The organism is Yinghuangia seranimata, assembly GCF_029953285.1.
Lineage (GTDB): Bacteria > Actinomycetota > Actinomycetes > Streptomycetales > Streptomycetaceae > Yinghuangia > Yinghuangia seranimata.
Genome location: NZ_JASAOI010000037.1, coordinates 23,272 through 36,422 on the forward strand (window position 1 = coordinate 23,272; position 13,151 = coordinate 36,422).

The 13,151-nt window shown below is 73.6% G+C and carries 11 protein-coding genes; 1 reads left to right on the plus strand and 10 read right to left on the minus strand.

The features are described from left to right. Positions 1-2: 2 nt before the first annotated feature. From QI554_RS22875 to QI554_RS22895, 5 genes are all read right to left on the minus strand, one after another. On the minus strand, positions 3-260 hold the full coding sequence (locus QI554_RS22875) for an acyl carrier protein (protein ID WP_281472068.1): 258 nt from the start codon (positions 258-260) through the stop codon (positions 3-5). 87 nt (positions 261-347) lie between these two features. Then, positions 348-1,580 (minus strand): beta-ketoacyl synthase N-terminal-like domain-containing protein, encoded by a 1,233-nt coding sequence (locus QI554_RS22880; protein ID WP_281472069.1) that lies wholly within the window; start codon positions 1,578-1,580, stop codon positions 348-350. Further along, positions 1,577-2,869 (minus strand): beta-ketoacyl-[acyl-carrier-protein] synthase family protein, encoded by a 1,293-nt coding sequence (locus tag QI554_RS22885; RefSeq protein ID WP_281472070.1) that lies wholly within the window; start codon positions 2,867-2,869, stop codon positions 1,577-1,579. Before QI554_RS22885 ends, QI554_RS22880 begins: the two co-directional genes overlap by 4 nt. Beyond that, positions 2,866-3,216 (minus strand): cupin domain-containing protein, encoded by a 351-nt coding sequence (locus tag QI554_RS22890; RefSeq protein ID WP_281472255.1) that lies wholly within the window; start codon positions 3,214-3,216, stop codon positions 2,866-2,868. Before QI554_RS22890 ends, QI554_RS22885 begins: the two co-directional genes overlap by 4 nt. 260 nt (positions 3,217-3,476) lie before the next feature. After that, the gene (locus QI554_RS22895; RefSeq protein ID WP_281472071.1) at positions 3,477-4,646 is read right to left on the minus strand and encodes a SchA/CurD-like domain-containing protein; all 1,170 of its coding nucleotides are present in this window, start codon (positions 4,644-4,646) and stop codon (positions 3,477-3,479) included. Positions 4,647-4,815: 169 nt separating this feature from the next. Here QI554_RS22895 and QI554_RS22900 point away from each other — a divergent pair, with 169 nt between their 5' ends. Further along, on the plus strand, positions 4,816-6,459 hold the full coding sequence (locus QI554_RS22900; protein WP_281472072.1) for an FAD-dependent oxidoreductase: 1,644 nt from the start codon (positions 4,816-4,818) through the stop codon (positions 6,457-6,459). Between the two features lie 77 nt (positions 6,460-6,536). On the opposite strand, the gene QI554_RS22905 is transcribed toward QI554_RS22900, so the two are convergent. The 5 genes from QI554_RS22905 to QI554_RS22925 all read right to left on the minus strand — a co-directional run bounded on the left by QI554_RS22905 (position 6,537) and on the right by QI554_RS22925 (position 13,011). After that, entirely contained in the window at positions 6,537-7,202 is a 666-nt protein-coding gene (locus tag QI554_RS22905) for a class F sortase (protein ID WP_281472073.1), read from the minus strand. A gap of 121 nt (positions 7,203-7,323) precedes the next feature. Next, complete coding sequence (locus QI554_RS22910; protein ID WP_281472074.1) at positions 7,324-7,692, minus strand: hypothetical protein; 369 nt, start codon at positions 7,690-7,692, stop codon at positions 7,324-7,326. Positions 7,693-7,854: 162 nt separating this feature from the next. Then, a complete protein-coding gene (locus tag QI554_RS22915; protein WP_281472075.1) occupies positions 7,855-8,907 on the minus strand; it encodes a methyltransferase in 1,053 nt (350 codons plus the stop codon). A gap of 43 nt (positions 8,908-8,950) precedes the next feature. Then, on the minus strand, positions 8,951-9,433 hold the full coding sequence (locus tag QI554_RS22920) for an allene oxide cyclase barrel-like domain-containing protein (RefSeq protein ID WP_281472076.1): 483 nt from the start codon (positions 9,431-9,433) through the stop codon (positions 8,951-8,953). 830 nt (positions 9,434-10,263) lie between these two features. Next, complete coding sequence (locus QI554_RS22925; protein ID WP_281472077.1) at positions 10,264-13,011, minus strand: helix-turn-helix transcriptional regulator; 2,748 nt, start codon at positions 13,009-13,011, stop codon at positions 10,264-10,266. Between the last annotated feature and the right edge of the window lie 140 nt (positions 13,012-13,151).

Consider the following 13,151-nt stretch of genomic DNA (forward strand, 5'->3'; position numbering starts at 1 on the left):
GGTCAGACTCCAGACGTCAGTTGGGAGTTCACCAGGGCGACGAACTCGTGCGGGGACTTGCAGCGCTCGGCGTCGGGGCCGAGCGGGACGCTGTAGCCGTGCTCGATCTCGGCGACGACGGCCATCAGGCCGAGCGAGTCGAGGCCGAAGTCGGCGAACGTCGCGTCGGGCCGGCTCTCCATCTCCATCGGATCGGCCGAGATGCCGGCCGTCTCCTTCATGAGCCGGGCGAGTTCCGCGTGGTCGAAGGCACTGTTCACGGCGGATTCCTTGTCGTCGGGCGCACCGGGCCACCGGATGCCGGTGGCCGCCGGGCGCGGTCGGTCGGTTCAGGTGGTTCAGGTGGTTCAGGTGGCGTCGGCGTCGCGCCGCAGCACCAGCGCCGAGTTGCAGCCCATGAGGCCGCGGCTGAGCACCAGCGCGGTGCGCGCCTCCGCGGCGCGGGCGCGGCCGGTGACCAGGTCGATGTCGAGCTCGGTGGCGAACACGCCCGGCGTGGGCGGGAGGACGCCGTGCTCCATGGCCAGCACCGCCGCCGCGCAGTCGAGCATCGCCCCGCCGCAGTAGGCGCGGCCGATGCCGGCCTTCGGCGCGGTCACCGGGGCGGCCGCCGCGTACGGCCCCAACGCGTCGGCCAGCGCCAGCACTTCGGCGTGGTCGGCGGCGGGCACCGCGAGCGCGTCGGCGAAGACGACGTCGATGTCGCCCGGGCCGACGCCGGCCTCCTCCATCGCTATCCGGATGGCGGCGGCCAGGCCGTGCCGGGACTCCTCCCAGTCGGCCGTGCCGGTGAACGTGGCGCCGTGCCCGGCGACCCGGGCCCGGATCCGCGCGCCGCGCCGCCGCGCCGCGTCCTCGTCCTCGAGCACCAGCATCGCGCCGCCCTCGGCGGGCGCGAAGCCGCACGCGGCGGAGTCGAACGGCAGGTACGCGCGGCTCGGGTCGACCGCCAGGCTCAGCTCGCGGTAGCCCAGCTGGCACACCATCGAGTACGGCGCGATCGGGGCCTCCGCGGCGCCGACGACCATCGCGTCCGCACCGCGCCGGATCGACCGCGCCGCGTGCCCGATGGCGTCGAGGCCGCCGGCCTCGTCGTCGGCGAGCACCGCGCACGGCCCCTTGAAGCCGCCGCGGATGGAGATCTGGCCGGTGCTGGCGGCGTAGAACCAGGCGATGGACTGGTACGGGCCGACGAAGCCCGGGCCCACCCCCCACAGGTTCTGCAGTTCGCGCTGGCCGAACGCGCCGCCGCCGGAACTGCTGGCGGTGGCGACCCCGACGGAGAACTCCGGGAGCCCGTCCAACGCGGCGTCGGCCAGCGCCTGGTCGGCGGCGGCCAGCGCGAAGTGCGTGAACCGGTCGGTCTGGACGAGGAAGCGCTCCTCGACCGTGCCGGCCGGCTCGAAGTCCTTCACCAGCCCCGCCACCGCGAGCGGCAGGTCGGCGCACCCCTCGCGGGAGATCCGCTCCAGGTGCACGCCGCCCTCGCGGGTGGCCTTCCAGAACACGTCGGTGGAGTTGCCGTTGGGGGCGACCACACCGATGCCGGTGATCACGGCGTGCCGGGGTCCGGTGCTCATCGCCGCGTCCTTTCCCGCCGGGTGCCCTCGTGCGCGGCCCTGCGGTCCAGCACCACCGCGGACTGGAAGCCGCCGAAGCCGCTGCCGACCGACAGCACGGTGTCGAGGGTGGCCTCGCGCGCCGTGCGGGGCACGTAGTCGAGGTCGCACTCGGGGTCCGGCGTCTCGTAGTTCGCGGTGGGCGGCACCACGCCGTGCGCCATCGCGAGCGCGCACGCGGCGACCTCGATCGCGCCGATCGCGCCGAGCGAGTGGCCGACCATCGACTTGATGGAGCTCATCGGAATGGTCCTGGCGTGCTCGCCGAGCGCCAGCTTGACCGCGGCGGTCTCGTGCCGGTCGTTCTGCTGCGTGCCGGATCCGTGCGCGTTCACGTAGTCGACGTCGGTCGGGTCGAGCCCGGCGTCGTCGAGGGCACGGCCGATGGACTCGGCCATCTCCAGGCCCTCCCGGGTCAGCCCGGTCATGTGGTACGCGTTGCCGCGCGTGGCGAAGCCGCTGATCTCGCAGTAGATCCGCGCGCCGCGCCGCTTGGCCCGCTCGAGGTTCTCCAGCACCAGGACGGCGGCGCCCTCGCCGAGCACGAAGCCGTCCCGTCCCGCGTCGAACGGCCGTGAGGCGTGCGCCGGGTCGTCGTTGCGCGTCGAGGTGGCCTTGATCGCGTCGAAGCACGCGACGGTGATCGGCGAGATCGGCGAGTCCGCCGCGCCGGCCAGGTAGACGTCGGCGCGGCCGTCCTCGATGGCGTGCGCGGCGTACCCGATCGCGTCCAGGCCGGACGTACAGCCGGTGGACACGGTCTGCACCGGGCCGCGCGCGCCGAACTCCTCGGCGACCTCGGAGGACAGCGCGGCCGGCGAGAACGCCCGGTGCAGGAACGGCTCGGCGGCGCGGTGGTCGACGTCCCAGCGGGCGCCGCGCTCGCTGACCGCGACGTAGTCGTGTTCGAGCCGGGTCGTGCCGCCGACCGCGGTGCCCAGTGAGACACCGACGCGCCACGGGTCCTCCGCGGCCAGGTCGAGGCCGCGGTCCTGTACCGCCTCGGCGGCCGCGACCAGCGCGAACTGCACGTAGCGGTCCGCGCGTTGCGCGCGCTCGGGGGTGATCCCGTGCGCGGCCGGGTCGAAGTCGCACTCGGCCGCGATGCGGGAGCGGAACGGCGCGGGGTCGAAGAAGGTGATCCCGCGGGTCGCGGTCCGCCCGGCGGTCAGCAGGTCCCAGAACGCCGGGACCCCCACGCCGCCGGGCGCGACCACGCCGACGCCGGTGATCGCCACTCGGTGCTTCACGACCCGCCCCCGATGTCCGGATGGGACTCGTCGGGCACCGGGGGCGTCTCGGTGTCGACGTGCCCCAGCTCCGGCTTGGGCGCGAGCGGGGCGAGCTGGAAGACCATGCGGGCCTCGGCCGGCCCGGTGTTGCGGAACCGGTGCCGCATGTGGCGCGGGACCATCAGGCTCTGCTCGGGCCGCAGCGTGTGGGTGACACCGTCGAGGTCGACCTCGAGCTCGCCGCACACCAGGTGGACGAACTCCTCGGAGTACGGGTGGTAGTGCTCCGAGATCGTCTCGCCCGGCGCGAGGATCGCCAGGCCCATGAAGCCGCAGGTCGAACCGACGGTCGTGGGGCTGAGCATCACGCGCAGGTCGCCGCCGCGGCGCCGGTTGGGGGCGACCTCGTCGAGGCTGACCACGCGCACGGGCTTCGCGGGCTGCGCGCGGCCCGGTTGACCGGGCCGCGGCTCGGTCTGCCGGTCGGGCTGCTGCTCGGTACGGCTGGGCTGTGCGGTCATGGGTGTTCCGCCTCCGTGGGGACGGGTGGCGCGCACCGGCGCGCCACCGGGGGAGGGGCGTGTCCGCCCGGCCCGCGTGCGTGCGGGCCGGGGCGGACGGTGGGTCAGGAGCCGGGCGTGGCACGCCGGTCGGTGACCGGCTTCATGGCGCACGCGGCCATCAGGCGGCGCAGCCCGGCGTCGTCCGCCAGGTCGCTCGCGCCGTCGGCGTCGAGGAGCTCGGCCAGCGCGCCCGGGTCGCGCCGGTCGACGCCGAGCGCCGTGGCGGGGTCGGCGTCGGCGGGGCTGCGCAGGTCGACGACGCGGACCAGGATGTCCTGGCGCACGTAGACCGAGCTGGCCGCGAGCGGGCCGCGCGGGTCGGCCAGCGCGGCCTCGTCGTGGCGGGCGAGCAGCCGGGCGGCGGCTTCGGCGCGGCCGTGGCGTACCGGGTACATGTACGCCACGCGCGTCGCGGCGAACTCGGACACCGGGCCGGGCGAGGTCCCCTGGAACGCCTCGGCGAGGCCGGCGCTCATGAAGAACTGCCGTGCCGCCTCGGCGTCGTCGAGGTCGCGGGCCTCCTCCAGGTACGGATTGAGCGCCTCTTCGGCGGCCCGCACCTGCGGCTGCTTGGCGACGTGCTGCAGAGCCGCGCGCATGTCGCCCTGGATCTCGATGGCCCGCACCACGCGGTTGCCGTGCATGAACACCGACGTGCGGCGCAGCGTGGTGGTGGCGTTCACGTGCGGGTCGGGCGACTCGTACTCGGCCAGGATCCGCGCGACCTCGGCCTCGCTGCCGGGCTTGACCGTGAAGCTCAGCGCGCAGCGCGTGACGCCGTCGGCGGCCGGGGCGGGCGGCTTCGGCGCGGCCGCCGGGCGGGTCCCGGCGGCCTTCGCGCCGCCGGGCTCCGCCGCCGGGTGGCCGCCGCGGATGTCGGTCTCGCGGGCCACCGCGAAGCGCAGCGACCGGGTGCCGCGCACGCAGCCGTGCAGCGGCCGGACCATCTCCTGGTGCTCGGGGCTGTCCACCCACGCCAGGTACTGGTCGGCGGCCTCCCACTCGCTGGTGATCAGCCACTGGGTCGGGTCCTCGATGGACTGGCAGAGCTGGTCCCGAAGATGCCCCGGTACCGCGGCCACCTGCGCGCGGATGCTCTCGTAGGCGTCGAGGAATCGTTCCTGCGAGCCGTCGTGGATCTCGAGCATGAGCAGGACGCGCAGCTTGGCGCCGTCGGTGAGGCGATCGCTCGTGTCGACGGCCGCGGCCGGCCTTCGGACGGTCGTGTCCATATCCATCCTTCGTTCGTGGGCCCCGTGTTCGAGCCTGGAGGCGACTGCGCCGCGTGGCACCTTTTCGTGGCATGTGAGTGACAAGAGGGCGTGTCGCGCGGCATCGGCGCGTGTTTCGGGCACACGAGGACGTCAGGCGAAGTCCGGGGGATTCCCGAAGGTGGAGGCAATGGAGCCCGAATACGACGAGCGGGTGCCGGTCCTGGTGGTCGGCGGGTCGCTGGTGGGCCTGTCCGCGTCCGTGTTCCTCGGCAGGCTCGGGGTGCGGCACGCCGTGGTCGAGCGGCACGCGGGCACGTCCCAGCACCCGCGCGGGCGCGGCAACAACGTCCGCACGATGGAGCTGTTCCGCACCGCGGGCGTGGAGGAGCGCATCCGGGCGGCGTCGGCCGTCCTGGCCGACAACCACGGCATCCTGCAGGCCCACACGATCGCGGGCGACGACCAGGAGTGGCTGTTCAAGGAGATCGACCCGGGCGGCGGACTGGCGAAGTTCTCGCCGAGCTCGTGGTGCCTGTGCAGCCAGAACGACCTGGAGCCGGTCCTCGCGCGGTACGCGGAGGAACTCGGCGCGCCGGTGCGGTTCGGCACCCAGCTGGTCGACGTCACCCAGGACGCCGACGGCGTGACCGCGGTGCTGGAGTCCCGCGCCAGCGGCGAACGCAGCACCGTGCGGGCGGACTACCTGATCGCGGCCGACGGGCCGCGCAGCCCCGTCCGCGAGCGGTTCGGCATCCCGGTGTCCGGGCCCGGCGACCTGTTCCACAACGTGAGCATCACGTTCACGTCCAAGCGGCTCGCCGAGTACGTCGGCGACCGCCGGTTCATCGTCTGCTACCTGACCAACCCCCAGGGCGACGGCGCGCTGCTGCCCGTGGACAACGTCGAGCGGTGGGTCTTCCACGCGCCGTGGCACCCGGAGAACGGCGAACCGCTGGAGGACTTCACCGACGAGCGGTGCGTCGCGCACATCCGCGCGGCCATGGGCGTCCCCGACCTCGACGTGCAGGTCACCGGAACGGCCCCCTGGCACGCCGCCGAACGGGTGGCCGACCGCTACCGCGAAGGACGGATCTTCCTCGCCGGGGACTCCGCCCACGAGATGTCGCCCACCGGCGCGTTCGGCTCCAACACCGGCATCCAGGACGCGCACAACCTGGCCTGGAAGCTCGCCGCCGTGCTCGAGGGCCGCGCCGGCGACGCGCTGCTGGACACGTACGAGGCCGAACGCCGCCCGGTCGCGCAGGCCACCGCCGCGCGCGCGTCCACCCGTTCGGCGGAACACAGCCACCCCGGCTACGCGGCGCCGCCCGTCGGCGGCGGCAAGCAGCCCGGTGTGCTGGGCGTCGTGCTCGGCTACTGGTACACGCGCGGCGCGGTGGTCGGCGCCGACCAGGCGCCCGTGCTGCCCGAGGGGTTCCGGCCGCCGAACGGCGCGACCGGCACCCGGGCCCCGCACGCGTGGGTGCGCCGCGCGGGCGGCGAGCGCGTGTCGCTGCTCGACCTGTACGAGTCGCGGTTCGTGCTGCTGACCGGCGCGGGCGCGGCGGGCGAGCCGTGGCGTCGCGCGGCGGCGGACCTGGGCGCGCCGCTTCAGGCGTACGCGGTCGGCAGCTCCGACGACACGGGCGCCCAGACGGCCGACCTGACCACCGAACCGGGCGTCGACTGGGCCGAGTTGCACGGCGTCGCCGCCGAAGGCGCGGTGCTCGTACGCCCGGACGGGTTCGTGGCGTGGCACGCGCCGTCCGGCGCCGCCGACCCCGCGCGGGAGCTGCGCGAGGTCGTCACGGCGCTGGCGCTGCGCATCTGATCCCGGCTCGCGCACGGAAAGGCCCGCGGCCCCGGACGGTTCGTCCGGGGCCGCGGGCGTAGGTGCTCGGGTGCGGATCAGCCGCCGGGCACGAAGTGCGCGAAGACCACCACGTTGCCCAGGTAGTCCTTGCGCTTCTTGTCGTAGCCGCCGCCACAGGTGATCAGGCGCAGCTGCGCGTCGGAGGTCTGGCCGTACACGCGGTCGTCGGGGAACGCGTCCTTCTGGAAGACCTCGACGGAGTCGACCGCGAACTTCGCGGACTTGCCGTCGACCCGGTCGATCACGACCTCGTCGCCCTGCTTCAGGCTGCCCAGATTCCAGAACACCGCGGGCCCCGCCATGGTGTCGACGTGCCCGAGGACGATCGCGGCGCCGCGCGCACCGGGCGTCACGCCGTCCTTGTACCAGCCGGCCAGGTTCCGGTCCGTCGCCGGCGGGACGTCGATCACGCCGGAGGAGTTGAGGCCCAGGCCGACGAACGGCGCGTCCACGCCGATGCGCGCGATCCGGATGCGCACCGGCGGCGACGAGCCGAGGGCCTGGGGGCGGGCCTGGCCCGCGGCGCCGGGAGCCGAACCGGCGGGTGCCGGAGCGGCCGACTGCGCGGCGGCCGCCGGCTGCGGCGGCCCGTTCTCGGTCTCGATGTGGTTGTTGATGACGGTCACGCCGAGGAACACCGCTCCGGCGGCGATGGCCACCAGCTTGCCGCGGCCCATGCGGGTGGCCTCCGGTTGGGACATGTGTCGCCTCTCGGTTCTACGGTCTGCTGAGCGCCGAGGCGCGCAAAGACCGCGTGCCGTGGCCGCCGCCCGGTTCGGGGACGGTGGCCACGGCACGCGTGCCACTGGTGCTGACGCGGGATCAGGCCTGCGCGGCCGCACCCGAGGTCGGGCGACGGCGCAGTGCGTACGCGCCGAAGCCGAGACCACCGGCGATCAGCGCGGCGCCGGTCGCCAGGCCCGCGCCGTCGTCGAGGATGCCGATACCGGCGTGCGGGCCGCCGTGCGGGTGCTCGCCCTTACCGTGCTCCTCCTTGCCGTGCTCCTCCTTCTTGCCGTCTTCCTTCTTCCCGTCATCGCCCTTCGTGGCCTCCCAGTACCCGCCGTCGCTTTCGCTCGACGACTTGTCGTGGGGGGCGGGGGCGGCGTCCGCGTAGGCGGACGGGACGGCGAGAGTCAGCGCGGCGAAGCCGAGGGCGGTACCGGCGACCAGGGTGCGTACACGACGCATGATCCACATTCCCTTCGGTGCTCGCTTGGCAGTTGACGGGTCGTCAACTCGGGGACCGCGAAGCACCTCTTTCACCATCCGGGCAGGTCTCCCGGGCCGCGACCACAGATGGTGCTTTCGGGGGCGCTGCCTGCGCCCTTCGGGCGGATCTCGGGCGCCTATTCACCCAGCCGAACCACCGCGAGGTTTGGCGACCACGCTGTCGAACATGTGCAGCGACGGGTTCACCGCGTGCACGTCGCCGGTGATCAGACCGGCCCGGTCCATCGCGGTGAGCATGCTGTCCGTGGTGTGCTTCGCGCCGCCCACGTTGAGCAGCAGGAGCAGGTCCATCGCGGTGGTGAAGCGCTGCGAGGCGCTGTCGTCCACGAGGTTCTCGATCACCACGACGCGCGCGCCCGTCTCGGCCGCCGCGACGATGTTGGACAGCGTGCGCCGAGTGCTCTCGTCGTCCCACTCCAGGACGTTCTTGACGATGTACACGTCGGCCCGGATCGGGATCTCGTCGCGGCAGTCGCCCGGCACCAGCGTCGCGCGGTCGGTGAGCGCACCGCCCGGACGCAGCCGCGGATCCGCCTGCGCGACCACCGCCGGCAGGTCCATCAGCGAGCCGTGCAGCGCCGGGTTGCGCTCCAGGAGCGTCGCCAGCATCAGGCCCTGCCCGCCGCCGATGTCGGCGACGGAACGGGCGCCGGTCAGGTCCAGCACGTCCGCGACGTCCTCGGCGGCCTGGCGGCTCGACTGCGTCATGGCCCGGTTGAACGTCTCGGCCGACTCCGGCGCGTCCTCGTGCAGGTAGTCGAAGAAGCCCTTGCCGTGCACGTCCGGGAAGACGCTGCCGCCCTTGCGCACGGCCTCGTCGAGCATCGGCCACACCTGCCAGGTCCACGGCTCGGTCGCCCACAGCGTCACGTAGCGCATGCTGCGCGGCGCGTCGGCCCGCAGCAGCCGCGACATCTCGTTGTGCGCGAAGCGGCCGTCGGGCTGCTCGACGAAGATCCCGTGCGACGCGAGCGCGCGCATCAGCCTGCGCAGCGACCTCGGGTCGACCTCGGTGCGCTCCGCGAGCGTGTCGGCGGTCTCGGGGTTCTCGCCGAGCGCGTCGGGGACGCCGAGCCGGAGCGCGGCCCGGACGGCGGCCGCGGTCACCGCCCCGAACGCGAGTTCGCGCAGCCGCATGCCCGTCTGGTGCGCGGCGGTCTGGGTGTCGGTCATGCGGGCCGCCTCCTGGACGCGGTGGTGGGGGACAAGACGGCGGTCACGACGCGGCCCACGGCGCGGCGACGCGGTACGTGTAACCGCCCGAGACCTCGGTGACGTTCATCTCGCCCGACGCCGCCAGATGGGTGCCGGTGCCGCCGGTGACCATCAGCCGCATCGGGTCGGCGACCCCCGGCACGACGGTCTGGTCCTTGTAGTGGTGGGTTCCCTGCATCATGAGCACGCCCTGGTCGGTGCTCAGGGTGTGGACGCAGTGCGCGAGCACGCGCTTCTCTTTCACCTTGTCGGCAGTGCAGCTGATCGACGCGTCGCCGATGCGCTTGCCCGAACCGTCGTACAGGACCGCGTACGTCGACCAGTCCTGGTCCTCGACCACCGGACGCGGCATTCCGCCCGCGACGACGTCGGCGCGGAACGCGACGGCGACGTTGTCCGGGGCGGGTTTGGGGGTCGCCTGGGCCGGGGTGACGACAAGGGCGGCAGCGGCCGTCGCGGCGGCCACGGCAGTCGTACGGAGCATGGTTCACCGGGTTCCGTTCGGCCTCACCGTGCATGAGGCGCTCACCGCGATACTGCGTCGACCACGCACAACCCGCCCGCCGCCACGCCTCTGGATCACCTGTCCGGCGCAGTCACCCGCGCTGCCGGACCCGGCTACGCGCGGACGACCGTGTCGGGTCGATCTCATCCGGGTTGGAAGAACGCGGGCTGGGGCCAGGCCGCCCAGGCCCGCTCCGACGACTACTCGCTGTGGGAAGCGCGTTGGGCGCGGTGGTGCGCTGCGGCCGCGTGCCTGCCCCCGTGGACCCGGTAGACGCGGTAGTGGCGATGCACTTCCCACGGGCGGTGCCATGGCCCGCCGAGTGCCGCGGACGCCAGCGCCGCGAGGGCCGCGGCACCAGCGATCACAACCACCAGCACGATCCAGAAGCGCGTATCGAGAACGAACACCGCCCCGCCCCTTCCTCTGCCACACCCGGTGTTCCGGGAACAGGAACACGTTCTCATTTTGGGGGGTGGTTCCGTAGGGCCACATGGCCCTCAGGCCGCACGTTCGCCACGTCCGCACCTGGCTGACCAGGACTCGCCGACACGCCCCCGGCCATACGATGACAAGCATGACGAAAAGGACCGCCGTGATGTATTGGGAGAGGACGGCCCGGACCCCGCACTCGGCCGAGGGGCGGCGAGAGCCGCAACGGCGGACGTCGCGCTCCTGCTGGCCCTGTACGAAGGCCAGGCCCGCCGGCGACGCCTCGGACGGCTCACGATCCACCGGCACGACCTGCGCGGTGTGCGCGACACCCGCCGATGGCTCATCGAGGTGGGCTCGGGGCATGGGGCGACACGTCAATCCTTCAGCGTGTTCCGCAGGTTCCTTCGCGTTGTCACGCCCAGCTTCTTGAAGACCTTGCCCAGGTGGTATTCCACGGTGCTCGTGCTCAGGAAGAGCGCGGTCGCGATCTCCTGGTTGGTCGCTCCGTCCGCGGCGAGCCGTGCAATACGGTTTTCCTGAGGGGTCAGTTCGTATGCCGTATCGACCGTGCGGCGGCGGGCGTTCTCGCCGGTGGCGCGGAGTTCCAACCAGGCTCGCTCGGCGAAGGCCTCGGCGCCCATGTCGGCGAACAGGCTGTGTGCGGCCCGGAGTTGGTCGCGGGCATCCTGGCGGCGTCGCCTGCGGCGGAGCCACTCGCCGTAGAGCAGGTGGCTGCGCGCCCGCTCGGGAACGAGGCCGGTGGGCGCGAGGATGTCCAAGGCCTCGCGGAACAGCGGTTCCGCCTCGTCGGGTTCGGCCAGCAGCGCGCGGCTGCGGGCGAGCAGTGCGCACGCCCACGGCATGCCGCTGGCGTGTGCGCGCTCGTCGAGCCGGGTGAGCGCGGCCCGGGCGACGGTGAAGTCGCCGTTGCGTGCGGCTGCTTCGACGAGGTCCGGAAGCGAGGCTCCGGCGTACGCGAAAGGATCCTCGTCGAAGATGCGCCAGCCGGCTTTCTGGGCTTCCGCGTAGCGACGTTGCCCGAGCCGGAGGACGACCAGCGAGGAGCGGGCGAGTTGCACCTGGAGACCGCCGGGTCGCTCCGTGTCGGGGCCGTCGTGCACGGCCACGGCGGCCAGGGTCGCCGCTTCGTCGCCGCGCCAGGCGTGCAGCAGGACGTCGCTGCCGTGGGAGAACTGCTCGTCGGCGCCTATCGCGTCGGCGACGTCGCGGAACTCCGCGTAGTACGCCTCGGCACCGGTGAAGTTGCCGTGGTGGACCTCCCACATTCCCTGCCCGGCCAGCGCGATCTGCAGCATGCGCAGCGCGCCTTGGCCGCGCGCCGCACTCGCGGACCGGCGCGCGCACTCGCCGAACGTTTCGATGTTCCACAGGTCGAGCGCGGTCGCCATGCCCAGAAGCGTCCAGCGTGCGGCGCCATTGTGCTCGGCGCCGTCGGCGCGCATGGCGGCCACCGCGTCGTGCATCATGGGCGCCGCCGCGACATACCCCTTCTCGATGAGGGTCGCCTGCGCGGTGAGGAGGAGGTCGGCGGCGGACGCCGCGTCCGACGAAGGCCGGGCCTCGAGCGCGGTGCGCGCGACGTCGAGGGCCGTGGCGCCCGGGCCGATGCGCGGTACGACCATGGCCGCGTCCAAGGCTTCCAGGAGCGTCTCGCGTGCCGCCGCGATGTCCAGGTCCAGCAGGCATTGCGCGGATTTGAGAAGCAGCGCCACGGCGCCGTCGCGGCTGAGCATGACGTTCACCCAGCCGCGCAGGCGGTCGGCGTTGGCGTCCAGCAGTGTCCTGCCGCCCTCGAGGGTGAGCAGGCCGAGGAGCGCTTCGGCGCGGCGCGGTGCTCCGCCGGTGAGCGCGGCGCCACAGGCGGACAGCAGCCGGATGTTCCGCGCGGCCTCGGTCTCGGAGAGTTCGGCGGCGCGTTGCAGCAACGCCGCCTGGGCGAGGTATCCGCCGCTGCCGCGGGCACGTGCCGCGGCCGCCTCCAGTTCGGCGGCCACCCTCTCGTCCGGCCCGTCGCAGGCCGCAGCCAGATGCCATGCGCGGCGGTTGGCGTCTTCGGGAGTGCCGCTGTCGGTCACGGCGGCCAACGCGCCGTGCACGCGTCGGCGTTCGGTCTGCGGCGCACCCGAGTACACCGCGGAGCGGATGAGCGGGTGCCGGAACACCGCCCGGCCGTCGCCGAGTACGGTCAGGAACTCGGCACGTTCGGCGAGTTCGACGGCGTCGGTCAGGTCGTCGGGTGTCGTGGTTCCCAAGCGGACCGTCGCGGCGCGCACGCGCGCCAGGTCGCCGCTCGGCTCGGCCGCCGCGACCAGCAGCAGCATCTGGGCCGTCGGGGGGAGTTCGCGCACGCGGCCGAGGAAGCGGGCCTCCAGCCGGCGGTCGATGGGCAGCGGCCCGCCCCACGCCAGGTCCTTGGGGGTCATGCCGCGGGCGACCTCGCGGATGGCCAGCGGATTGCCGCCCAGTGACGCCACGAGACGGTCCGCGATCACCCGGTCGACGGGCCTGTCGACGTGCGCGGTGAACAAGGCCAGCGCGTCGGCGTCGTCGATGCCGAGGATACGCATTTCGTGCAGCCCGGTCAGCGGCACGGATCTCCGGGGGTCCTCGCGGACGCCGAAGAGCATGACGATGCCGTCCGCGTACAGTCTGCGCCCGACGAACGCGAGCACGTCGATGGACTCGCTGTCCACCCACTGCGCGTCGTCGCAGACCACCACAAGCGGCGCCTCGGCGGCCGCCCCCGCCAGCAGGGTGAGGGTCGCCAGGCCGACCAGGAACCGGTCGGGGGCCGGGGCGTCGTGCAGTCCGAAGGCCGTTTCCAGCGCGACGCGCTGCGGCACGGGGAGGCGGTCGCGCCGGTCGAGGAAGGGCAGGAGCAGTCGGTGCAGGGCCGCGAAGCCGAGCTCGCGCTCGGCCTCGACCCCGGCCACGCGGGTCACCTGGAAGTCGGACGCGGCGGCGACCGCGTCGTCGAGCAGCGCCGTCTTGCCGATCCCGGCCTCGCCGCGCAGCACCGCCACGCCGCTGAGACCCTGGCGCGCGTCGGCGAGCAACCGGCGCAGCTCGGCGCGCTCGGCATCCCTGCCCAGCAAGATCATGGGCCGAAGACACCTCCGTCGCGGACGGCGGCCGGTCCCGCTCGCCGCGCCCCCGGGCACAGCCCCGCGCGGCGCAAGCCGGGCCCGGCCGGTGCTGGGGACTTTCCCTGATTCGAGTGTGTCCCCACCCCGCCACGCTG